The sequence below is a fragment of the Natronolimnobius baerhuensis genome (genome assembly GCF_002177135.1).
Classification (GTDB): Archaea; Halobacteriota; Halobacteria; order Halobacteriales; family Natrialbaceae; genus Natronolimnobius; species Natronolimnobius baerhuensis.
Map to the genome: position 1 here is coordinate 97,085 of NZ_MWPH01000005.1, position 23,056 is coordinate 120,140.

The window sequence follows — 23,056 nt, forward strand, 5'->3', positions numbered from 1 at the left end:
GTCAGAAAATCCGATTCCACTATTATAGGCTAGACCGTTGTTGGCGGCCTCATTTCTCGTAGTTCAACTGGATATCAGCGGAGTAGGGGCACTGTTGACTTTGTGTTGCCAGATACACTTTGCCAGTTCAGTCTCGAGGCCGCGGTCAGCTTTCGCACCATCATGATTGCTGTGTTTGGGGAGTAGAATTAAGCAATAGCACACCGAACCGACTAGTATTAGGTGATCAGACAGAATGTCCCTGGCTACTGATCCTCGCCCGCCGTTGCCTGAGTGGGTCTTGGAGGCATACGATGTCCTCACCGACGCGATCACCCGGCAAGGGCATGATAAATCCAATTGTCAGGTTCCGTCACTCCATCGCGAGGACGCCATATCGGTGTTACTGTCCACCAACGAGTTAAATCTCGAGCAGAGCGATGTTGAGTACGCAGTGAGACGCCTGATTGAGCGTGGGTATCTCTACGAAGTGGACATGGAACTTCGGATCACCACCATTTCTGAAGACGAAATCTGAGTTTTGGATAGTATTCTCATTGAAGAGCCTGAACCACTGACTACTGGCCTGTATCACTTTTCATTAATTACTTAGTCTCCGATAGATAAGTCATCAGTATGTACGACCTCACAGGCTTCCAGCGCGACCTCTTGTACACTGTTGCCGGCCAGGACAACCCGCACGGGCTCGCGATCAAAGACGAACTTGAGGACTACTATGAAAAGGAGATTCACCACGGACGGTTGTACCCGAACCTCGATACAATCGTCGACAAAGGCCTCGTCGAGAAGGGACAGGAAGACCGTCGGACGAACTTCTACACGCTGACTAAGCGTGGGCAGCGCGAGATCGAAGCCCGCCGTGAGTGGGAAGACCAATACGTCGACGAACTCCTCGAGAGCGAATAACGCGCTTTTCGGATTTACTCTCCCAGAATATTTAGCTCGTCTTTCTTATACCAAGTGTGTTAAAAATAATAGTGTGAACGATAGATCCTCTCCGGAACACGGTCGACACGGTCTGGATCGTCGAGCATTCCTTGCTGCCAGTGCTGTGAGTACAGTCGCAGTCACGGGGTGTTTGGGTTCTGACGATGGTGTCGAGGAAATTGAAGACTGGCACGACCTCAATGCCGTCCGCGACGAGGACCCTGACATCGATAAATACGTTCTGATCACCAACCTTGATGAGGCAACCGCGGGCTACGACGAACACGTCGGCAATTCTGATGGGGGCTGGCTCTCGATCGGGAACCGGCCGTCCGGCAATGCTACGTCGGCATTTAACCGCACGTTTGACGGAAACGGCCACGAAATTGCTGACCTGAAGATTGACCGCCGGTGGACATCGCATGTAGGGATGGGGCTCTTCAGTTGGAATATGGGGACAATCAAGAATATCACAGTCACCAACGCCGATATTACAGGCCAGCGTAATGTCGGCGGCCTCGTCGGGAGGAACGAGGAGGGAGAAGTGTTGGAGTCATCTGTGTGTGAAGCCGATATCACGGGTGAGCGTAATGTTGGCGGCCTAGTTGGGGAGAACAGAGACGGAGAAGTGTTGGAGTCGTTTACGTGTGCGGCCGATATCACTGGTGAGACCTCGGTCGGCGGTTTCGTCGGGCGGAACACCGGTGAGGTGTTGGAATCGTGGGCTGGTGGTGAGGTGACTGGTGAAGACCAGGTCGGCGGTTTCGTTGGAGCGAACGCCGGAGGCGAGGTGGTGAGATCGTGGGCTGCCGTCGATGTGATTGGCGACGATACTATTGGCGGATTCGTCGGGGAGCAAGACGCTGTGGTATCTGCGGGCTACTGGGACACCGAGGCGACGGGTCAGACGGACGGAGTCGGAGACGGCGAGAGCGACCGAAATGTGGTTGGGCTGTCAACCGACGAGATGCAAGGTGAGAGGGCTGCGGAGAACATGAACGCGCTAGATTTTGAGGAAACGTGGGTCACCCAAGCTGATCCCGATGGCTTCCCAGTGTTGCAGTGGCTCAACGACGATAACGGGAAGACGGACGCTACGTGAGTCACGCTGACTGCCCCAGTGAACTACCCCTTCCTACTCACCAGCAAAAGCTGGCTCCTTGAGGCAGGGGCTTCCTGCTTCAACGACGTTGTCAGACTACGTCTGACAGCCTGTCGAGGTTCCCTCGACAAACGCGATTTGCAGACACCGACTCTCGAGCAGTGGATTTGAGCCGAACTCAACCGTCATCACACCGCTTTCTATCTCTCGAGGATCTCAAGAAGCGCATCTCTGTGCGCTCGGATCGTTTTCGGAGACGTGCTCGAGACTGCGGCGAGTTCCTGTTGTGTGACCAGCCAGCCACGTTCTTGGCCCGCTCTGTACAGACAGGCCGCAGCGAATCCCTGTGGGTGACGGCCAGTCGTGATTCGGGCCTCCGTTCCAAGTGCCGCCAACTCGAGTGCTCGATGCTGGACGTCGTTTGGAACGCCCAGTTCGCTTGCGAGTCGTGGGAGAACAGCCCGAGGTTGGGGAACGACAGTCGGCAGTTCCAATTCGGTGTTCATCGCCGTATACGCACACTCGAGGCGAGACTGTGAACACGCCGCCACGTGACTGATCTCCTCGAGGGTTCGTCCGAATCCGTTACACCGACAGACTGCGTAGACGCTTGCTGCTGCGATACCCTCGAGTGATCGTCCATGACAGAGGTCTCGGTTCTGGGCTTGTCGAAAAAGTGCACACGCCTGCTCACGAAGAGTGTCTGCTAACCCGAGCGCACCGATGATGCGACGAACTTCTCCAAGCCCAGTTGCAAGATTCCGCTCGCGTTTCGAGCGCCACTGACTCCGCCGGTGTTCCCGCCGCATGCGGGCGAGTTGGCGTCGTTTCTCGCCCGAAATCTCGTTCCCGTATCCATCCCTGTTCCAGCCAATCTCGGTTGATAGCCCTCGGTCGTGTCTCCGCTCTGTAAGCGCAGCACCAGTTCGGCGCCGACTCGAGTTCGCATCTGAGGCGAACCACTCCGGACCACGGTCAAGTTTGTCTTCGTCGACGATCAAGCCACATGTTCGACAGCGCGTTTCGCGATCCGCTGTGACAAGTTGTCCACGACACTCTGGACATGACAATTCTGGTTGCGACTCTTGCGTTGTCTCTCGGGCGATGCGACTGCTGGATGTCTTGTTTGTAGCCATCTTAATTCTGACGAGGCAATGATTTGATTCCCCGTCGCCCCTCCTGGGGGTCACAAAACTCTCGAAGTTGGTTCGAGAATCTGCTCTCAGCGATGGAATGTTCCATCTGGACCTGGAACAAGTCCAGTCCGAATCTCGAGGTCAACACGGCGCAGATGCTTACAGCCGCCGTCTGGCTGGCGCTGTTCGAAATCAGGGCAGGTACACGTCCCGTTCTCGACGTCGACGATGTAGGTACTCTCGCTCTCACTGACGACCTCGTACACGGGTCCTGGTTTGACGAATTGGACGTCGATCTGTTCGGTGAGCGCACGACGAGTTCGTGGCTCGTCGATTGAGTAGCCACCAGCCTCGAGGGGAGTTGCTGGCTGCGGTTCTTCACAAGGGGTTGTAAATTCCTCGCGACGGTTGCGCTCGTGGCCACAGTTCTTGCAGCGCCAGTAGCGGGTCCGATACTCGTAGCTGTCTGTGAGGTCGATGTTGTAAGGTGACGGGGCCTTTCCAGGGAGCCACTCATCGATTGCGACGAGTTCGTGTCCGTGTAGACGTGCAATATCGCCTGGATAGCTTTGGGAACGGCCGGTCGAAAATTCGTCATCAGTCGACCGTTCTCGATGCGTCTCGCTGTGGATTGGTTGGTCAGTACTCATCAGTAATCTCGAGGTGCACTACATTGCGCCTCACGCCTGTTGGCGCACAAAAATGGCTTATAGCGCCTGCCGTCGAGATCCAGTTATGAAATGAGTAGACCTTTTCTGAGTGGATAAAATCACTTGATGAAATTTATGATGCAAAACACACAGGATACTGACACTGAAAACCACTGTGAACTAACTTGAGAAACGCTTGAATAGGTGCGCCGGTCGACCTTTTGATCAACCAAGTAAACTCTCCTCCTCAAGCTCTGACAAATATATTACGGGACCAACTCACTACCCATATGTACCTGCATTACTATTCGTCTTTAGCTAAGACTCACACCTCGGTTGCGTAGCGGTAGCGAGCGTCTCTTGTAACACTGGCCGTTGCTGGTGGATCTTCTGTGCGTCGTCAATCAGTCGGTCGAGCAGCGGTGGCGGCGAGTAGCCGAGGTATTCACTGAGTTCATGGAGGATGAGCTGGGCGTGCGACCGAAAGGTCGCCGCCCAGCGTTCCGGTGGAAACACGATCTCATCGTCCGCCTGTTCGCTGACCAGATCGAGCAACTCACGACTCACGAGCAGTGACAGCAACGCCGCGTACAGCAGAATTTCGACAACATGCTCCTTCGTCGTGTCAAACTCGTCCAGTTCGTACTGCGTCTTCAACTCCCGAAACAGCAACTCTACTTCCCATCGACAGCGATAGATCGTCCCTAGATCCGACGGCAGGAACTCTTCTCTCGGCAGATTCGTGATATACAGGTGGTAGTCGTCGGCGTCCTCCTTGCGGACGCCGATGACGCGAAACCGCTTCGTATCGCGTGATTACGTTCCTCCGTACGGTCTTCGGTCGAACTTGGCTTCGACTTCCACGTCGATGTACTCGCGGTGCAGATCATCCACAACATCGTGAATCTGCTCCCTTTCCAAGGGAATGGCGCGCTCGCGCCATTCCCGTAATTCCTCCGTTACAACCGGGTTTGCGCTCTTTTTCAGCCGACTCACGAAGTAGCCGTCGTTCTCATCGATCAACGCGAAACGGCGGTACTTGAAGTAGGCTCGGTCGAACAGAACGAGCCGATCTTCGAGCCACGATCCTGTGTTAAACAACGTGCTGTCGTGCGTTTTCTCGTCAGTCGCGTCGAGTCGTTCTATCGTCTGCTCGGTGGCATTGAGGAGCAGGCTGGAGCGAAGCTCCACCTGCTCCTCCTTGCGAGATTTGTGCTCATCGGCGAGGAACTCGTGTAACCGCAATACCGTTCCATCAGTGATCATCACTCCCTGAATCGGTTGATATCGGCGTCAACAGTGTCAGGGACAGCGACCTCGTCGAGCACGGTCTCGACGAGGTCGCGGAAGTACTCTGCAAGAGACGGCGTCAATCGGTGATAGAAGCCGCCGGTAGAGATCGTCTCGTCGGCTGTCGAGTTGTAACTGCGTCTGAAACCAGCGAGTGTTCGGCTTTCGCCTGCGGCGAAGCCGAACACGAATGCCCAGACGAAGGCAGGCATCTGGAGCCTGCGGTCGCGTTCGACCACGCCGAGGAACTCGGCGTGGTCTTCGAGGAACTCAGAGGGAAACAATGTAGTGAGCCGACGCATAATCCGAGATGAGGAGGCTTCGTTGTGCACACTCGTCGCCTCCTCATTCCTCTCGAAAAGATGCCTCGATAAGTCGCCGCTGTCACGTGGTTTCTCGCTTAGCTAAAGACAGATAACCTGCATTACTATAACCGTCAGAGGTTGCATCAATCGCTCAATGGACGAACGCCAGTTGAGGATGTACTAGACAGTTCGTCTAATCTTTGTCATACTTTTTGAGATCCGTCTATCGGTGGTCGTAGATCCCGCCAGCGAAAATCGGCTTCTTCACCTGAATCAAGAGCCACGCGATACAGATATGAATCACGCGTATCGTTGGTGATTGAATCAGCTTCATCAATTAGTACTTCGATGATCTGTCCGTGTTTTCCATGATACTGTTTGTGATCTGGATCGATTTCCTCAGGGATATCAATTCGAACGCGATCACCTGTCGAGAATCGTTGCATGATCAAGCAAACGATACCGGATGCAATCATAATTTTGGATGCGTACTGTCGCATATACATTGTTTCAGCGGTTCGAGAACCCCTATACCACACAAGTGTTATACTATTCTACGTAAATAACATCGTAAATTCTATTTGGTAATATACTTGCCGAATATAATTTAATATTATATATAATTGGACTAATATACAATCAAGGCGTTAATCGATGGACAATGGTTTTATGTAATCTGAATATATAGAAAATGCTATGTGCCCACGTTATGACCCGAAGGCTTCTGATTCACCCCACATTGGTGGAGTGCAACCTACCTGGGGAGACCTTGCTTACGCTTGCGAACTCATCAAACCTTACCATCAAATGCCTGATCGACCTGCTGCAGATATCAAGAGCGAACTTGCGGATCGGGGAAAAGAAACAAAAGTTGATCAGCAGCATCGGTTTCTCGAATTGCTTGGCATTTTGGATGCTGAAGAGGGGCTATTACCATCTGGAATTTGGTTGGCTGAACACTTCGAGACTCCTAATCAGACAACTCTCTCTTCGGGTATCCAGTTAGATGTTAAATTGAGTCTTTCTCCTGAGGAGCAAGGTATCTGGAAGACAGTACTGTTCGAACAAAACTGGCTACCCATGATAGCTATAATTAACCAACTTGCGACAACAAGGACAGAAGCAACTGAAACTGAGAGTCGTGCCGAAGCGTTCAGAGACCGCGTTGAGCACCTCGATTCTTACCAGCCAGTCAATTCGATCAACTCATGGCGAAAAAAGGTTCAGGCACATCTAGACTGGGTTGATTACTTAGGGTATGCCGAAGAAAATGCTCAGGGTTCTATTGTTCTCAAAGATTCTGGTCGTAAACTCCATCAGCGACTACGAGTTCAGTACCACCCTGAGTGGCCACCAAACAGATAATTGCCAACATTTTCTGTTTGAGCTACCGGAAAACTCTCTTAACAGATTTCGAGATTGGCTAAGCTGCGTTTGGACAGGTCGCTTGACATACGCTTATTGACTATTTATTGTGAATGTTTTTACTAGTCTAAGTATGAGCGACCACTGAATAACAAGATACAGATAGCATTGGCGAGGACCGGATAATAGACCTAAACTACATGAGTGTGGATATCACTACCTACGATAGAAATACGGAAAAATATGTGATTGGAGATGCACTTGAATATCTTCAAAAGAGTGGTGAAAAGGCGGATCTTATCTATCTTGATGATGCTTGGGCACGACCGCAGAGAGCAGGACAGTTTGGTGTTGAATACCCTACACACGGATTTGATGAGAGCGGTCGTGAACGAGCACCGGACGACTCGTTGACAACGAGTGAATTACTTAAAGCCTGTAAAGAGGCCTTGACTGCCGGTGGTTGGTTGATTGCTGACGCAGATGATTGGCTTCTTCCAAAACTCATTCAAGAATTACAAGAAGAATGGGGGAATGTTGCTAAGACATATTCTGGTGGAGGATACCGAAGAATTGGCGGGGTGACATATATTCAAAAATCTGCATTTAAAGTAGATCGTAGTAGTGCAGGTAAGTATCTTAGTAACGGTGGCTACCCGGTTGTGTTCGCACATAAGGGGGAAACAGAACGAGAATCAACTGCTTCTGCTCGACAGCTTGCGCACAAACCAACCAAAAACTTTGGTTGGGGGAGTGTCAAACCTATCGAACCGTATAAACGATGGATTGATGCACTGTTAGAAAATGGTGATAAAATATTGGTCCCTTGTGCTGGCACTGCTCCTGCAGCAATTGCTGTTGAACAATTGGAAGACAAGCAGATTGACTACACGTGTATTGACATTGATCCGCGGGCTCGCGAAGCGTTTGAACAACGACGAGAAACGGTACAGAACGATGGCGATCCTGACCAGCGAAAACTCCCATCTGAATATTGAGTTCTGTCGATCCTAGATCACATATGGATGGTCTTCTGTTCGAGCGAGAAATAACATGAATACATCAATCCATAAGCTCAAAATTCCATATGTCGACAGCAGTTTCTCCAAGTTCTTTGGACCGACGTTCGATGGTGTCCGTATTCCAGTCAGAATAATTCGAACGGACGTATTCAGTCATTTGAAAGTCAGAAAGCCGATATTGATCTTTTTTCTGTTGGAATGGGTTCGCACTCGCTTCTTCGTTTAGGCTTTCTTCGAGAAGAGTAAGGTTTCCAATTCGATTTCGGTATTGGTTCTTGTACTCGGCTTCACCGATATCGAGCAGTTCCTTCCACGAACTGTACTTATCGGCAGACATTGCTGCTTGAGGTGCAATGTGTTCGATATCAACAGAAGCTCGGTCGTATGTTTTTCCACCTCCAGTAGAATAATATTCGCGTTCGAGTGTATCTAAGACGTATCGAGTCATCGAGTTCTGTTTAAATTCTGAACTCGCAAATTTCGCCTTAAATTCGTCATCACCAGGGGCCTCTTCTTTGAGTCGCTGGCGGATAGCGCTGATCGGATCTGACTTCTTAAAAGCGTTTGAACAGAGTTCAGAAAAGATGCGGTCAAGAGAGGCTCCTGTTGTGAGATCAGCAACCCTCCAGCGAGTCATGAATGATTCTAGTAACCGTAGAACCTCGATTGTTTTCGTCGATTCATCGAACTCTTCAATGGAGCGAAGAATCAACGTCCTGGAATGGGAGGCGCCAATATCATTTAAATTCCTGAGTCGAGAGTTCACCTTTTTGGATTGCTTTCCACCATAGGTGTCGATGGACGCGTCAATTATTCCCATGTATGTATCGGAAATATCTACCATCTCATCGACGTACTCATCTATCGAAATACCCACATCACTCAGATCAACATCAATGATCTCATTAAATATATCATAAAGCTTCCTTGGAGAAACATTCCCTTCATAGTCCGGTTCTTCCCTAGACATAATGAAATGCCTGAAGAATCTATTTGGGTGATCTATTTGATGAACAACATTTTGTAAAAGGAATTCCCATTGGTTTCGGACATGCTCATATTCCTCACTATCACTTCCGTATTTATAGGTAGCTGTCTGCAGCAAAGAATTTTTCATCAAATCAATTGAGGATAACTCCATCCCTCGGTTGTTCAACGTCTCAAACAACCGGAAAGCAGAACCTGGAGTATCACATTCCACGACGACTATCGTCATTTGTTTTGTGAGGTGTGCCCGTAGTTCATCTAGTTCATCCGCCGTATGATTTGAGAGTTTTTCTTCGAAGTACCTTAATGCTCTTAACAGTCTTGAACCATCATCAACTGCGTTTTCACGCCCTTCAAGAATATGTTCATAGTCGTCGCCATCGTATCGGCTCAGGGAGAGTTTTGGCTGTTTAGTATTGCTGTCGTCCCGTTCGTGAAGATATTCGTCATTGATCAATTCCGAAATGCCGTCAGGGTCGCCCAACTCTTCGTATTGAGACTGCATTGCACAGAATAATAGTGAGATTGTGGTGAGTCGTTGCTGGCCATCTACAACCTCCAACTCTGCAAGTTGATTGAACCCACCATCATGCTTAATCAAAACTATAGATCCAAGGAAATGTGTATCGTTCTGAATAGTATTGAGATCGGTCCAAAAATCGGCCCATTGATCATTTTCCCACGAATATGGCCGCTGATAGTCTGGAACACTGTATGTACTTTTGTCGGCAAAGACGCCTTGAACAGTACTTTCAGTGGCGTCAATATTCATACTCATATCCTATCAGTCATAACTACAAGGATATATAATTGTCCTACTAGCCTTGACTTTTCAAATACATTAGGTGTATGTCCAAACACAATTAATAATATATCAAAAGCTTAAATTTAATCTATCCTCAAAACAAAATTAAACTCATTATTCACATTGACATTCAGTGGAAAGTAGAACGGAAGAACCAGTTATCTGAATACTAGTCTTCTGACCAAACTAGTACCTAACTGACAGTTAAGTCCGATCCCGTAACCAGTACACGGAACTCACTAACAGTGAATCGAATTTCGATTTCAGTATCTTGACTCGCTGAATCTACGAGTTGCTCGAGTGCCTCAACATCGATCCATTCCCCTAATTGATACTCATCACGCTCGAGGCCCTCTTCCGCAAGCGCTTCGAGAATCTCAAACAACAACCGTTGATCACGTGTCGCTCATCTCCTCCTCAACAGCGTCGATGATCTCCTGTGCAGTTGAGCTAATTCGCTCGAGTCGATTAAGAATTGTCTCCGGTTCATCGGTCGTGTTTAGTTAAGGCTGAAGGATGAGGTGGCGTGATTTTTATCTGGTCTATGGCAGAAATCACCCGCCTCAGTGGTCGTAGCGACTGGGTTGACTTGGATTTTGTGGACCGAGAGCGGACACCGCGCCGACTGATGAAGTTCGGTATTTGACTGCACCTTGCCGGACTATCGCTTTCGAATACCGTTCGAGAATTAGAGAAGTTCGGTGTCGAACGATCGCGAAAACCCGTTCACGACTGGGTGCACAAGGCCGATCTACAACCCGCCAGCGATGCGAGTCCAGATCACGTCGCGCTCGACGAGACCGTGATCCGAATCAATGGACAGCAGTTCTGGCTGTACGCGGCTGTCGATCCCAAGACAAATGAATTCTTGCACGTCCGGCTCTTTACGACGACTACAACGGCATTAACACAACGGTTCTTGCGGGAACTTCGTGAGAAACACGACGTCGAAGACGCTGTGTTTCTCGTTGATCACGCACATCACCTAGCGGCTGCATTACAACGACCAGGGCTCCGATTTCGACCGGAACGCCATGGAAATCGGAACGCCATTGAACGTATCTTTCGAGAGATAAAACGACGCACCTCACCGTTCAGCAATAGTTTCAGCAACGTCGATCCAGCGACTGCCGAAACATGGTTACAAGCCTTCGCCGTCTGGTGGAACTCGCTAAACTAAACACGATGCATTGAACCATCTAAATCTATAGAGTGACTACGTCATTGGGTCCTGCTAAGAGCGGGGTGTGAATTTTTCCGCCATCAATAACTACACTAGTCCCGTCGCATGTAGTGTTCTTACAATGACTATTGTCTCATTTGAGGGAATCCCTACTGAGAACCGTGTCATTCACATCACCGATCCCTTGACTGCAGGTAACGAAGAGGGCTACGGGATGGGGTATCTTCGAAGTCTACCGCTACTCCTGCACTATGGTGTGACGCAGTTCACCTTCCCGAGAGGGTGGCTTAGTGCGTCAAGTACGGACACGTTCGACGCGGTCGTTGAGGAACGCGAAGACAGGCAATTTCGCTACACTGCTATACCGGATCTCGAATTCGACTATGTTCTTATCGACACTGATCGACGCGCAGACACCCTTGGTTTCGACCAACTCTGCCAAGTCACAAATCAGGATCTCGAGGACGCGCAAACGTCAAGCACGACGCACAAACTTATGGACGCATATAAAACAGATCGAATTAAAGAGTTATTTCTTCTCACTGACACGGGCGATTTCAAGATGCAAGGGACGGTGACACAGAAGTCGATGGCTGAGGACGTCGACCGTATATCTCAGTTAGACTACACAGACCTTGCCCAGAAGTACATTGCTCAAAATTTCGAGAAACCACGTCTCAGTCTCGGTGAAACCCGCAATATATGGCTACACCACGCGGCAGCAGAATACAAGGATGTTATGGGATATGAACCGACACAGATTCGCGACCTCTTCGAATTTGACATACTTAAACCCGGCATTCGAACCTGGGACATTCTCGAGTTTCTCGCCTCCGATACAGCCAAAGAAGATCCGGCTCATATCGAGGCAGTGACACGCCCCTGGGTAGAGTCAGACAATTCCGTAATCGAGACCTACATCCGGAACGCACTCCAAGAGTTTGACTATGACCGCGAGAAAGTTCGGGCGTACCGTACAGAGGATTGAGTGATAGCCAGGTTTTAGCCAGAACTCGAAATCAAAATCTCAGGGCGTGCTATGATCTGTCATTGTCCCTATTTCTCGTCGATCAATTTGGCTATCGGACTGCCTTTGCTCGATTAGGGTTAAACGGTCGGGATGACTACACCGACCGAAACATCATCGAAAAGTGGTTTCACACCCTCAAAATGCGAGTCGACCGTTTCCATAATTCATGGGTGGGCAGTCGGCGGAGTACTCGGAAATGAATTGAACAGTTTGTACATTACTACAATCGCCAGAGACCGCATCAATCGCTCGGTGGACGAACGCCAACTGAAGAGGTCCTAAACTAGATAGTGCCCAATCATTGATCTGTTCAACCAATGGATGAAAGTGTTCTTGTGAGGTGGTTTGTGGACATTTCCATGGACCAATACCTTTATTTATATTCGTTGGTATTCTCCGCCTAGAATCGATAGTGTACGGACAGGCAGACCTCTCTCAAATCAGGGACACTAACACTAATTTATAATGTCAGTACTCAGACGAAATATCACCGGACATGATATTCTCGCACTACGTGAATTCATCAGTACCGACGGACCAGTCACCGAAGACGAAATCAAGCACTGTTTCTTCCCCGGCGACGCGACCGAGTCGTCGATCTCGGACAAACTAAAGTTAATTACTGATGCTATCGGATTCTTAGAAGAGACCGAGCAGATAGTCGAGGAAACCGATGGTTATCGGCTACATGAGGGTGCTGCAAGTGCTACTAGTCCCCAAATATCGATACTTTCGGGTCTCTACTCACAGTTCGGCGAAAACGGTGCCTATCGAGATGTCCTCGGATATCTCGCCTCTGAGGACCAAACGCTTGCGAATCGCAAAGGTGAACTTCAAGATGCAATGAACGGGTACAGTCCTGATACCGGCTGGAACACGACAAATCTTGGTTACTGGGAGCGAACAATGGATTGTCTGGGTCTCATCACGAAGGTTCATGGTGACGACGCCACAATGGTGTTCGTACTCGAATATGACCTCTGGAGGGAACTGCTTAATAATGTCTGTGAAACCCGGACTACTCGACTGGAGGATGTTCTCTCGAATCTTCACGATGTGTACGTACCTGTCTGGACTTCTGGGGGGACTATCGCCAAGCACGTCCAGTACGGATTAGCTGGTCTCGAAGAACACTCTGAGATCGATCTCCGGAAAGAAAGCGACGCTGGGGCGACCTACGAGGTTGATTCAAAGGGCGTGAATACAATCGAACTTACGACACAGTTCTAGCATGACACAATATCCTAAGAATTGGACCGACCGTTCCGTTGAGAAGTACGTCACTCAGGAATCCCAACAGAAATCCCGTGCTGAATTCGAAGCTACCCACGTTCCGATCAACCACATTAAGGTCGAGCGTACACAGATCGATGCGTGGACTGACAAGGGTGAGTACATCACGGAGTCGGACTTTTACGATGCGGTCATCGATTCACATATTGAATCGGACAACCGAATGTTTTTTGTCGTTGGTGAGACTGGTTCCGGGAAATCAGAACTTTGCCAATGGCTCGATTATAATATTCAAGACAAATACGGGAACGCAAGTGATGACGAGTTCCGTCATGAACCCATCCTGATTCCACGGGAAGTCCGAGAACCGCGAGAAGTTCTTCAGCGGCTAACACAGTACCTTGACCACACTGAACTGGACGAGGCTAAGCGACTGGCCGAACTTCCACCCGAGGGTGTTCTAGACAGGACGACTGGTGATATTACTCTCGCGTTCGACAAGTCGAAAACTGCGACAATCGAGTTAGTCCAGAGCAGCAAATTCAAACAAGAAGTTAGACAGAACCTCGACAAGTTCGTTAACGCGTTTGATGATCCCGGTCAGGAGATTGAGTTTGAACCAATCTCTGAAGACAAACTTGAGTCGCTCGTTGATACGTATCCCGGCGTCGAATCGGAAGTCTCAACAGATACTAGCAATGCGATCGACGTCCTCTACAATAAGGTTACTGAACAGGCGAAGGACTCGATCAAGGACATGTTATTCGTTGGTGATCTAAAAGAAACACTCCGACAACTCAACGAGCGATTCAAAGAAGCAAATCGCCGGCCTGTGCTTATTATCGAGGATCTCAACGGATTTACAATCTTTCAGCACGAGATCCTCTCTTTCTTTTCAGACCTCAAAGCCTCTAACTGGGACGTTGTCATTGGTGTTCCGACCGGTACAAATCAGACTCTTGTACAGGGACGGCGCGCAGATCTTAGCACTGAGGAGACGATCAACGATCGCATTAAAGCACGCGTTGCACTCACGGAACAGACAGATGAGGGGTCGAAGACCCTCTTCCTACAGCAAGAGGAGATCCATATCGATCTCGCGCGAAAGTATCTCACCGCAATCAAGCACGACGCTGATATTGACTATTCTCCATTGGCCCAAATCTCAGAAAGCGAACTCGACGACGCGTTCGGAGAAGGCCTGTATCCATTTAATAAGCCGTTCCTTACACGCATTTATGAAAATTTGCGTGAAGATAACCAAAAGAAACAGACACCACGAAACTACCTGACGTTTGTTATCGAAGGTTTGCTAACCAACAAGAATCCTCCCTTTGAGCACGCGGACCTGCTTAAGAAACTTGGGTCTATCGACAATACGCTTGATCCAGAATATAAAGAGTCAGATCGTGACCTGCTGAAGTGGTATGGCAAGCGGATTGACAACAACAAGTACGTTGTCGATGAACGAATACCGGAGATGTTCGACGTCCCAAGCGATGGTTGGGCGCCGAGCGTCGATGACACGCTTCTCTGCGAGAAATGCGGTACAGAGATGGAAGAAACGAGTGAAAGCACCCCGTTCTGCCCGAGTTGTGAGACCGTGTGTTCGGAGTGCCAGGTCCCGATGGAGCGGGAGGGTGAGTATTGGGTCTGTTCAAGCAACACCGATCACAAGAACCCTGTTGGCGGCCGCGCAGCGCTGTTCAAATCACGGAGACAGGAATTGCTCGACTGGAAGGCGGAGGGTCTTGATTTCAAGAAGACTTCCCATTTGGAGGACGGGGCAGAGCGAGTTGTCCGCTACTTTCATGATAACCCGACCAGCCTCCGGACGCCGCCACGAAACGCTCAGAAGGCCAGTGCGGTTTGGTGGGATAAGGGCAGTCGTGCCGTTCCGATCCATATCAGCAACGGCGACGAACCAAGCTATCGAAAAGTCATCGTCTCTCGCGACCTCCCAGGGACGCTGCTTCTCGATCTGCTCCGCATCGGGGTGTACGATGAGCAATCAATTGACGAGCATATCCAGACGGGACGCGTCGACCCTCAATTGCTCAGCTGGTGGGCTGACGAGGCTGTCACAGATCTCCGCTCGACCGTCGAGAGCGACATCGAGGAAGAGTTCGGTGTAACGCTCGACGACGTCGCTCTGTTTGGGAAGTACTTCCTCAACGTACTCGGTGGAAAGGGGACCGAATTTTCCGTGGAAGCCCTGACGGAACCGCTTGAAGCAGGAGAGCCGAGTACAAGCCAAATCGCGATCCCAAGCGAACTTGACATCAACAAATACACTATCGAGAACCATCGAGAGACGTTGAAAGGTCTCTTTCGGGCGCGGTTCCACTTACGGTCGAATATCGTCAACTATCCCAAACTCCAACGCTGCGTTTCACAGACCTCTCCTGAAGAGTTGGTCGATCGAATCGGCGAGATCACGAGCGGGAAAGACGGCGTGAAACTGGGTGCGACAAAATCTGACGCCAGCGACCTCTCAGATTTCCTCCGCCTTCCGAGCAGCTTCAACGCCCGGAAAATCGCACGAAGGCTCAGCGACTTCCGTGAAGAGAGTCGATCCAAAGATCTGGAGACAGTTCGCTCGCGTCTCCTCAACGAGCACGGTACGGTCGCAGAAGCGTTCGAAGGCGTTACGAGCCCCGACGACATCGACTTCAGCGCTATCGATGCCGCATATAAGCACTCGGATCGATCTCGACCAACAATTATTAACGAGGTCCGCAAAATCGAGGCAGAAGACTTCGAGTCGACGGTCACTGCGCTCCAGACGGAGATGAACGCGATCAAGGGTGTCACGAACGCGTGGGAATTCCTCGATGCCTATAGGACTTTCCTCAGGATCACGAATTTGGGCAAGAGCAAGCAAATTTACAATACCCTCTCAGATTTCACATCGGAATTATATGAACTCGAGCAGGCGTTGGCACAGAGAGAGGAACAGCTAGAGGACGAGGAGTTCGAGGTAGAGCTACCGGATACGACTCCGTTTGATGGGGCACAAGACGCCGCCGCATCCCTGGCGGATACGATCGAGGGTGGACTATGAGTCAGGCCATACACACTGAGAAGAGTGGAATCAAAACACGGGTCAACCGATTGAACGATCTTGCTGACTCGGTCAAAACACTTGAAGATGAGAAGGAGAACATCGAGACGAAGCGGAATAATAGAAAACAGAGAAATCAGGCGTTTGAGGAGGTCTGGGAAGCGATCAACGACGCAAAAAGTTCCTTCAACGTTCTTTGTACTGCGGTTGGACTCGCTGCAGTCCTCGACGCGCCCGCTCCTCGACACAACATTGAACGAACACTCGACGAATATCGTCCACAACTTCGCGAGTTCGAGTCGAAGAGTTACGACGACTTCACCGACGTAAATGAGATTAGTTCGACGCGAAAAGAGTTCAAAGCGTTTCAGGAAACTCTCAACGAGCACAAGGAGACTGTCAAGACTAACCTCGAGGCTGCCGCGGACGAAGAGTTAAGCGATGTAGAAACCAGAGAGACGATTCTTCGAATTCCCGACATCGGTACTACAACCGATACCGAAGCCGTGACCACATACCGAAAAAAGATCGCGTCGATCAAACGCGGCCAGTTCATCGATGCGGAGGAATTAAAAGAGGCGAAGCAACGGTATTCCGAGGTCGATATCGACATCGGGACGATTCGCTCGAACTACGGCTTGAGCGAGGACGCGGGCAACCTCTTGCTGCGCTTCTTGCGGAACGAGACCGTCACTCTCGCAGACGTCGACGACGGGGTACTGGATGAACTCAAGACGCTCGAAGAGTTCAGCAAACGACTAACCATCCAATTCTAACAATGTCAGCATACGACCCAATCGAACTCGGAGAACACGCACAAGAGAGCTACGCCCAATACCTCATCGGGAGTAATCAGCGCGGGTACCAGGGCCTCCTTAATGACTTTAGCCACGACGAAAAAACGACTGCCAAGCAGGCCTTCATCCGCTCAAAAGGTCCGTATCTCCAGGGCGTACCCTCTGCACAGTGGAGCGAGACCTCATGGCGGTCATTCGCGGAGGACGTCGAGGGCAAGTTCGCACCAGTCGGACTTGAAGAGCCTCTTATCAATGCCTTCGAAGAGCAGGGGTTCACGAACCTGCAGGAGCATCAAGAAGACGCGATTCGCTGGCTTGTCGATGATAATCATGCGCTAATCTCCGCGAGCACGGGTCGTGGGAAAACTGAGGCCTGGTTCATACCTCTCCTTCAGTACGCATTGCGGGCCAAGCAGGGAAACGTCCCGAACCGCGCTCCGAACAGCATTAAGGCGGTTATCACCTATCCGACGAAGGCACTCGCACAAGACCAACTCAAGCGATTCATTGAGTATCTCTGGATCGCGAACCGGAAGTCCGGTCTCGCGGAAGACGAGCACATTACGATCGGCGTCTACGATGGTGACACACCCCGCCGCGGCCAGTACAACAACGGGAAAAAGACGCATAAATATCTTGAGGACTCTTACGAATATTTTGAGCTTCCTGATTCAATCGCGGACGAACTCGCGAGTAGTGATCGAGTGCGCGAAACCGAAGTGCCTCGTCTACATGTTAAAAAAGAGGGAAGTGAGTACTTTCTCCAGACTCGACAGTCATACGGCGGTGAGTTCCTCAAGTTCGTTCACCTCACCCGTGACCGGATGGAAGCAAACCCGCCAGACATTCTCCTCACAAATCCGGACACGATCAACTACCGGTTGTTCAACATCAACGATGAAAAGGCACACCGGCTCTTCGTGGACCAGCCGAAATTCCTCGTCTTCGACGAGGTACACACCTACGAAGGACTATTCGGGGCACACGTCTCCTCCCTCGTTAAGCGCCTCCGTCGGCTTCGGAAGGCGCGTGACGTTGACGATCCGCTTCGGCTCGTCGCTTCTAGTGCAACCGTCGGGCACAAAGAGGAACTCTTCCAACGTCTCTTCGGTGTCCCACACGGTGACCCATACGAGATCATTGAGGAAGACACAATCGTCGAGGCGCCGTCACCTGTCGGCTCGCTCCCTAAGTATGTCACCAGTGAAATAGTTGACGCGGCCAGCCTTCGAGCCGATCTTGAACGCTGGTACGCTGGCGAACCGGTCCAGACCTACTCGTGGCTTGACGATCTCGGTATCAAACCCAACGACTGCAGGGGTACCGATGCGGTCCTCCGTACCGCAGCTGACGCAGGATCAATCCCATGGCTGACGCATCTCCATGAGGTCCTCCGCGATCCGACCGAAATCGACGATATAGCAAATGCACCCCGACCTGCTGACTTCGTCGACTACATCGCGACTACGTACGGGGTCGATGCTGAAACTGCCGAAACTGCCGCACAGAACGTACTTTCCCTGTTTGAAGCCGGCGACTTCGAGATTCGTGTCCACGTTTTCAATTGGCCGGTCGACGGCTACTACAAGTGTCTACACTGCCACAGTATCTATCCAAGCCCACAGTCCTGCGATTGCGACGAATCTGCGGGCCATTCCTCGTTTGTAACGAAGATTCGACTGTGCAACAAGTGCGGGGAGCAATTGTATGAAGCCTGGTACTGTCCGGACTGTGCGGACGTCCGTCCACTCCGACAGGAGACCGAGGGCGAATACCTGTACGCAAACGAACCGGAATGTAGTCATGAGAATCACGGAGACCTCACGCGCGTATACTTCACACCGGAGTACGAGTGTGAATCCTGTGAACGCACGGCAACACCGAGTGAGAGCCTCGGATCCTGTGATGCCTGTGGTGGACTACTCACACGCACCGAAGACGGAATCGCCTGCAAGAACCCGGAGTGCTCGAATGAAGGGCGTACCGTCGACACGGCCTGCAATAATTGTGGGGGACGGCTTAGCGCCGAGGACGACCTTTCCTTCGAGTGTGACGACCCCGAGTGTGATAAGCACGGACAGGAACAGTCGGGGACAGAGTGTAGCGCATGTGACGCGCCGCTCATCCCGCGTCTTGTGCTCCCATGGGTGTGTACCGACGAAGACCACGGTGGACATCACGCACCGGAGGGGCTCACGGGTGGTTGTTCGTGCGGCCGGAACACGTTCGTCCTATCCGCGTACATCGACACGCAGGAGGCAGACTACTGTGAGGAGTGTAACGCGGACCGAAACGACGTGTACTATCTCCCCGGATCCGGATGTGCGATACACGGTGACGATGATGTCAAGCGCGTCCACAAGTCGTTCAATCTACGCGCGGCGTACCGTGATCAGGATGGTAACATTCGGCTCCAAACGCCGTCAGTAGCCAAGCACGCGCTTCCGTGCTATCATCAGTATCGTGACTACGACCACCTGATGCGATCGCCAACAAATACCGGGGTCACGATGAGCCAGTTCATGCTGCGGAAGCTCTCAGACGACCACGGTGACCAGAGCGCGGGGAAGCTCATGTCGTTCGCCGATTCGTACCACGACATGGAACGGCTGGCCAACGACTTCGACGAGCCGGAGAAGTTGCTGTTCATCCAGCAACAGATGCTCCGCTACGTCGACGAGACCGGGGAGACCACGCTTGCGGAACTCATTGAACAAACTCGAAGTCGGGCCCGCGAGTACTGGAACGAACTCGGTGCCTCTTCGGACATTATCGACGATGAGATTGGATTCTTTGAATGGACGGGAACGATCATCGGGGAACTCCTACCCGGGTCGTACCGACTGTTCAACGGCGACTATGGCCGGACTTACGGACGGATGGTGTCGAATGGACTATTGAACATCGACTTCGCGGAGACGCCACCGCTCAACGAGCACCGGAAAGTCTGCGCGGAACTGCTCGACAACAACCGCGTCACCCGTGAGTCTCTCATGGAGTCGCTCCGTGAAGACCGCGCCGTCGACAGTCCTACGGAAGTCATTGCGGATCTCCGTTCGAACGGTCTTATTCTGGTCGACGAGGACACGGACCGTGTCCAACTCAACCCAGACAAGATTCTGGTTCGGGCTGTAAATTCTGAACGTCCGATTCGGTATCTCTATCAGACAGATAAATTCGTCAGCGATGCGACTGCACGTGTTGCGGACACCAACTACCGAAATGCAGTTGAATTCACAATTCCGTACACTGATCGAACGACGCTACAGTCGCCACACTTCAACCGTGACGCGTACTGGGCGACAACCACGGAGACGCGCCTCCTACTGAGTCAAGTGTACAAGGGCGATCTCAAAGCTGACGAGCGGCGCCGCATCGAACACGAGTTCAAGCGGAACGCGGTGCCGAACTTCCTCTCGACAGGGCCGGCGATGGAGATCGGTATCGACATCGGAGATCTCAATACTCTGCTCTTACTAGGCTCGCCACCAAACACGAACGCCTACCTCCAACGGATCGGGCGTGCAGGCCGATCTGCAGGGAAGTCACTGGTGACTACGATCAGCAAGCGGAACCCTATTGACTTCTATTATCACAAGAGGCCTGAGGATCTGATCAGTTCCGAAGAGAAGCCAATCCCACTCGACCAGCATAATGAGCATGTCCTCCGTTCCGCTCTCACATGGGCGACCATGGATTATATCGCCGCCAACTATCATATACCCTGGAAGAGCGAGAAGGTCATCGAGGGCTCCCGAATCACGTGCCCTGAACCCTCCGAGTGGAACCGGTTCAAGAAGGACTCTACGCGCAGCGCACCCGACAGCGAGTACCTCACTTTCAACCGTGTCTACTACGGAAACGTGACGGAGACGGCCAAGGGTCAAACCCTTGCCGTGTTGGAGGCGATCGTACAGTCTGATGACGGGGTGCGTGCGTGGCTTGAAGATATCCTAGACTATGCGTATTGTCGGAATTGCGGTCACATCTACGACTCTGCGGTCACTGGCGACTGTAACAATTGTAACGAAGATACGCCGCTCAAAGTAGCCAAGGTTGAATATAGTGACATCATCGACAAAAGCATCGCGGAGTTCGGCGAGCGACTGGTGCGGTTTGCTTATGAGTACCACGAGGATTTGACCGCAGAGCAGAGCGCGCTCGAAGAGCGACGGAGCGAGCAGAGCGAAATAATCGCTGATGCCAAACAAAGTACCGGCTTCGGCGACTTCTCGTCAACCGATGATGAAGAGGTCCAAGATGCCAAGCGCAAACTCGAGACGATCCGATCCGAGATCAAGACAGTCGACGAACTCCTCGACGAGTATGACGATATGAGCCTCGCAAATGTCCACGACCGGTCCATCCGCTCGGAGTTCACACCGCAGTTGCGCGTGTTCGGCGACAACGTGGCTGTAACCCGCTATCGCCGTAACCCGAAGACCGGAAAAATAAACGAGGAACAAGAGTCGACTTGGGACCGCAACGCAGCGATGGCGCTTCGGGAACTGCACCCATACGCGTACAATCTCAAAAACAAACGTGGCTACGTTGTCACGCGAGTCCACGAGGACACGGAGGGAACCAAGGAACTCCGTGCGGAGCTCGGCACACAGCTTCGCTGTGGCAATTGTGGCGCGGAGGAAGAATGGAGGGGGCAGAACGTATGTCCCGACTGTGGAGCGACTGGTCCCGACGTTGACCGCGTTGAGCCGATCGCTCTGAAGCGCGTCGAACTCTCCGATAAAGAACGGCAATTTGGTGATCGGCGTTCAGAGGACATCTACCCTCTCTCCAACTATCACACCTCGCCCCGCAACACCTTCGCGCACGTCACTACTCGCGTCTCTGAATTTGAGCCTGACGAACGGACTGTCCTTACCGATGCGAAAGAAAACCCTATCGTGGAACTCACGCACGGGGACATCGAGATTACCGAGGCAGTCGATTCATATACCACCTCCTACAGTGACGGCCAAAGTGACCCGAAGGAACAGACGCTTACCCTCTGCGGCGAACGCCACTGTAATAGCATCGTTTCGAAAAACACTGACGACGAACCAGTATGTCTACGCGACCCCGAACACGACACTTCGAAGCAGCGCGAAGTGATGGTTGGTCGAATGTTCCAGACAAAAGGTATCCGATTAATGCCTGCAAAGGGTAGTTCACTCACGGAGCGCGAACTACACACGCTTACTCACGGGTTCCGACTCGCCCTCCAGCGTATCGGGGGCGTCGAGATTCGGTCCCTGCAGGAATCGTTCGACTATGAAGAAGGTGAAATGGAAGCGTTCATTTTCGAGAGTACTGTCGGTGGGAACGGAGTAACAGAATTACTTTACAACGTTGAGGACGGCCAGCAGGTCGAACTCGAGGACGCCCTCTCAGTGATGGCAGAGAACTTCGGTACATGCGACTGCACCTCTGGCTGTCCCGAGTGCATCTTCCAGTACGGCTGTGACGAGAACAACAAGGACTATACTTTCGACAAGAGCGGGTTGGTCGCCCGTCTTGATGGGCTATCCACCGTCGAAGACGACTAACTCCATCCAAGGACCTATGTCTCGTATCGGCCAATCACCACTGTTTCAAGTAGTCCCACTGTGAGGGACCAGATATCAATGGAACTCGAGATCCCGGATTCCTTCGACGAGTTCGATGCGCACGTACTCTGGGGCGTCTCTCCACATAGCCTCCTCTTGGCGAATATGTGTCTCCAAACGGACTCCTCACAGGCAGAAGTCGCTCTCCGACGCGCCTATGACATCGAGATCGTCCGCACGAACTACGAGGTCGATTGGGAGACTTACTACGAGTTTCTCACGTCGATCTGTACGGAGTGGTTCGTCAATTCGATCGGTTCGGCTGCGATCTTCGCCGATAGCACCACAGCAAAACAGTTCGTCGTCGGCGCAGCCTACGATACGTCGGTCGGTGTAATGCGCTGTCTCCGACAGGGTGTAGATCGATTTCTTCAGACAGACGAAACGGATTCCATTGTTATTCCTTCCCGAGACCTCAAAGCGGTCAGTAGTCGGGACGATATCCGTCTCCTCCGATCATTAGGCGTTCTCCGTCGGACAAATCAGGGCTACGAATTCGACACGGAGGTTCTGCGATCGCTCCGACTCGGCCAGACATATTCACGGTCACAAGC

14 protein-coding genes and 4 pseudogenes are annotated in these 23,056 nt (G+C 51.5%); 11 read left to right on the forward strand and 7 right to left on the reverse strand.

Annotated elements, in window-relative coordinates; translation table 11 throughout:
- The first annotated feature begins 615 nt into the window (after positions 1 to 615).
- Entirely contained in the window at positions 616 to 906 is a 291-nt protein-coding gene (locus B2G88_RS18310) for a PadR family transcriptional regulator (protein WP_054861966.1), read from the forward strand.
- 172 nt (positions 907 to 1,078) lie between these two features.
- Positions 1,079 to 2,029, forward strand: coding sequence for a hypothetical protein (locus B2G88_RS18315; protein WP_054861965.1), 951 nt, complete (start codon positions 1,079 to 1,081; stop codon positions 2,027 to 2,029).
- A gap of 200 nt (positions 2,030 to 2,229) precedes the next feature.
- On the opposite strand, the gene B2G88_RS18320 is transcribed toward B2G88_RS18315, so the two are convergent.
- From B2G88_RS18320 to B2G88_RS18335, 4 genes and pseudogenes are all read right to left on the reverse strand, one after another.
- Positions 2,230 to 3,165 (reverse strand): transcription initiation factor IIB, encoded by a 936-nt coding sequence (locus B2G88_RS18320; protein ID WP_087715609.1) that lies wholly within the window; start codon positions 3,163 to 3,165, stop codon positions 2,230 to 2,232.
- 86 nt (positions 3,166 to 3,251) lie between these two features.
- Positions 3,252 to 3,815: a hypothetical protein gene (locus tag B2G88_RS18325; protein WP_087715610.1), complete on the reverse strand. Its 564-nt coding sequence runs from the start codon at positions 3,813 to 3,815 to the stop codon at positions 3,252 to 3,254.
- A gap of 318 nt (positions 3,816 to 4,133) precedes the next feature.
- Positions 4,134 to 5,407, reverse strand: a pseudogene (locus B2G88_RS18330) (IS4 family transposase).
- Positions 5,408 to 5,613: 206 nt separating this feature from the next.
- Positions 5,614 to 5,856: a hypothetical protein gene (locus B2G88_RS18335; protein ID WP_054862018.1), complete on the reverse strand. Its 243-nt coding sequence runs from the start codon at positions 5,854 to 5,856 to the stop codon at positions 5,614 to 5,616.
- Between the two features lie 250 nt (positions 5,857 to 6,106).
- On the opposite strand from B2G88_RS18335, the gene B2G88_RS19275 reads away from it, so the two are divergent.
- Together B2G88_RS19275 and B2G88_RS19280 are read left to right on the forward strand one after the other, a co-directional pair.
- A complete protein-coding gene (locus B2G88_RS19275) occupies positions 6,107 to 6,775 on the forward strand; it encodes a hypothetical protein (RefSeq protein WP_140408913.1) in 669 nt (222 codons plus the stop codon).
- Between the two features lie 200 nt (positions 6,776 to 6,975).
- The gene (locus B2G88_RS19280; protein ID WP_140408914.1) at positions 6,976 to 7,773 is read left to right on the forward strand and encodes a polyamine aminopropyltransferase; all 798 of its coding nucleotides are present in this window, start codon (positions 6,976 to 6,978) and stop codon (positions 7,771 to 7,773) included.
- Positions 7,774 to 7,837: 64 nt separating this feature from the next.
- Here the strand turns inward: B2G88_RS19280 and B2G88_RS18350 are convergent, their stop codons facing one another.
- The 3 genes and pseudogenes from B2G88_RS18350 to B2G88_RS20195 all read right to left on the reverse strand — a co-directional run.
- Positions 7,838 to 9,562: a DUF262 domain-containing protein gene (locus B2G88_RS18350; protein ID WP_087715612.1), complete on the reverse strand. Its 1,725-nt coding sequence runs from the start codon at positions 9,560 to 9,562 to the stop codon at positions 7,838 to 7,840.
- Positions 9,563 to 9,782: 220 nt separating this feature from the next.
- Positions 9,783 to 9,974 carry a HalOD1 output domain-containing protein gene (locus B2G88_RS18355; protein ID WP_245835455.1) on the reverse strand — a complete coding sequence of 64 codons (192 nt, stop codon included), beginning with the start codon at positions 9,972 to 9,974 and terminating at the stop codon, positions 9,783 to 9,785.
- Between the two features lie 10 nt (positions 9,975 to 9,984).
- Positions 9,985 to 10,080: pseudogene (locus B2G88_RS20195) on the reverse strand (DUF955 domain-containing protein); the annotation flags it as partial.
- Between the two features lie 53 nt (positions 10,081 to 10,133).
- On the opposite strand from B2G88_RS20195, the pseudogene B2G88_RS18360 reads away from it, so the two are divergent.
- From B2G88_RS18360 to B2G88_RS18390, 7 genes and pseudogenes are all read left to right on the forward strand, one after another.
- Positions 10,134 to 10,769, forward strand: a pseudogene (locus B2G88_RS18360) (IS6 family transposase).
- 124 nt (positions 10,770 to 10,893) lie between these two features.
- Entirely contained in the window at positions 10,894 to 11,760 is an 867-nt protein-coding gene (locus tag B2G88_RS18365; RefSeq protein WP_087715613.1) for a hypothetical protein, read from the forward strand.
- Between the two features lie 50 nt (positions 11,761 to 11,810).
- Positions 11,811 to 12,089: pseudogene (locus B2G88_RS18370) on the forward strand (integrase core domain-containing protein); the annotation flags it as partial.
- Positions 12,090 to 12,267: 178 nt separating this feature from the next.
- Complete coding sequence (locus B2G88_RS18375; RefSeq protein ID WP_054861959.1) at positions 12,268 to 13,032, forward strand: hypothetical protein; 765 nt, start codon at positions 12,268 to 12,270, stop codon at positions 13,030 to 13,032.
- Between the two features lies 1 nt (position 13,033).
- Positions 13,034 to 16,099, forward strand: a complete 3,066-nt coding sequence (locus B2G88_RS18380; protein WP_087715614.1) for a hypothetical protein — start codon at positions 13,034 to 13,036, stop codon at positions 16,097 to 16,099.
- Positions 16,096 to 16,875, forward strand: a complete 780-nt coding sequence (locus B2G88_RS18385) for a hypothetical protein (protein ID WP_087715615.1) — start codon at positions 16,096 to 16,098, stop codon at positions 16,873 to 16,875. The genes B2G88_RS18380 and B2G88_RS18385 overlap by 4 nt, the downstream gene beginning before the upstream one ends.
- A 2-nt stretch (positions 16,876 to 16,877) precedes the next feature.
- Positions 16,878 to 22,442 carry a DEAD/DEAH box helicase gene (locus tag B2G88_RS18390; RefSeq protein WP_087715616.1) on the forward strand — a complete coding sequence of 1,855 codons (5,565 nt, stop codon included), beginning with the start codon at positions 16,878 to 16,880 and terminating at the stop codon, positions 22,440 to 22,442.
- Positions 22,443 to 23,056 lie beyond the last annotated feature (614 nt).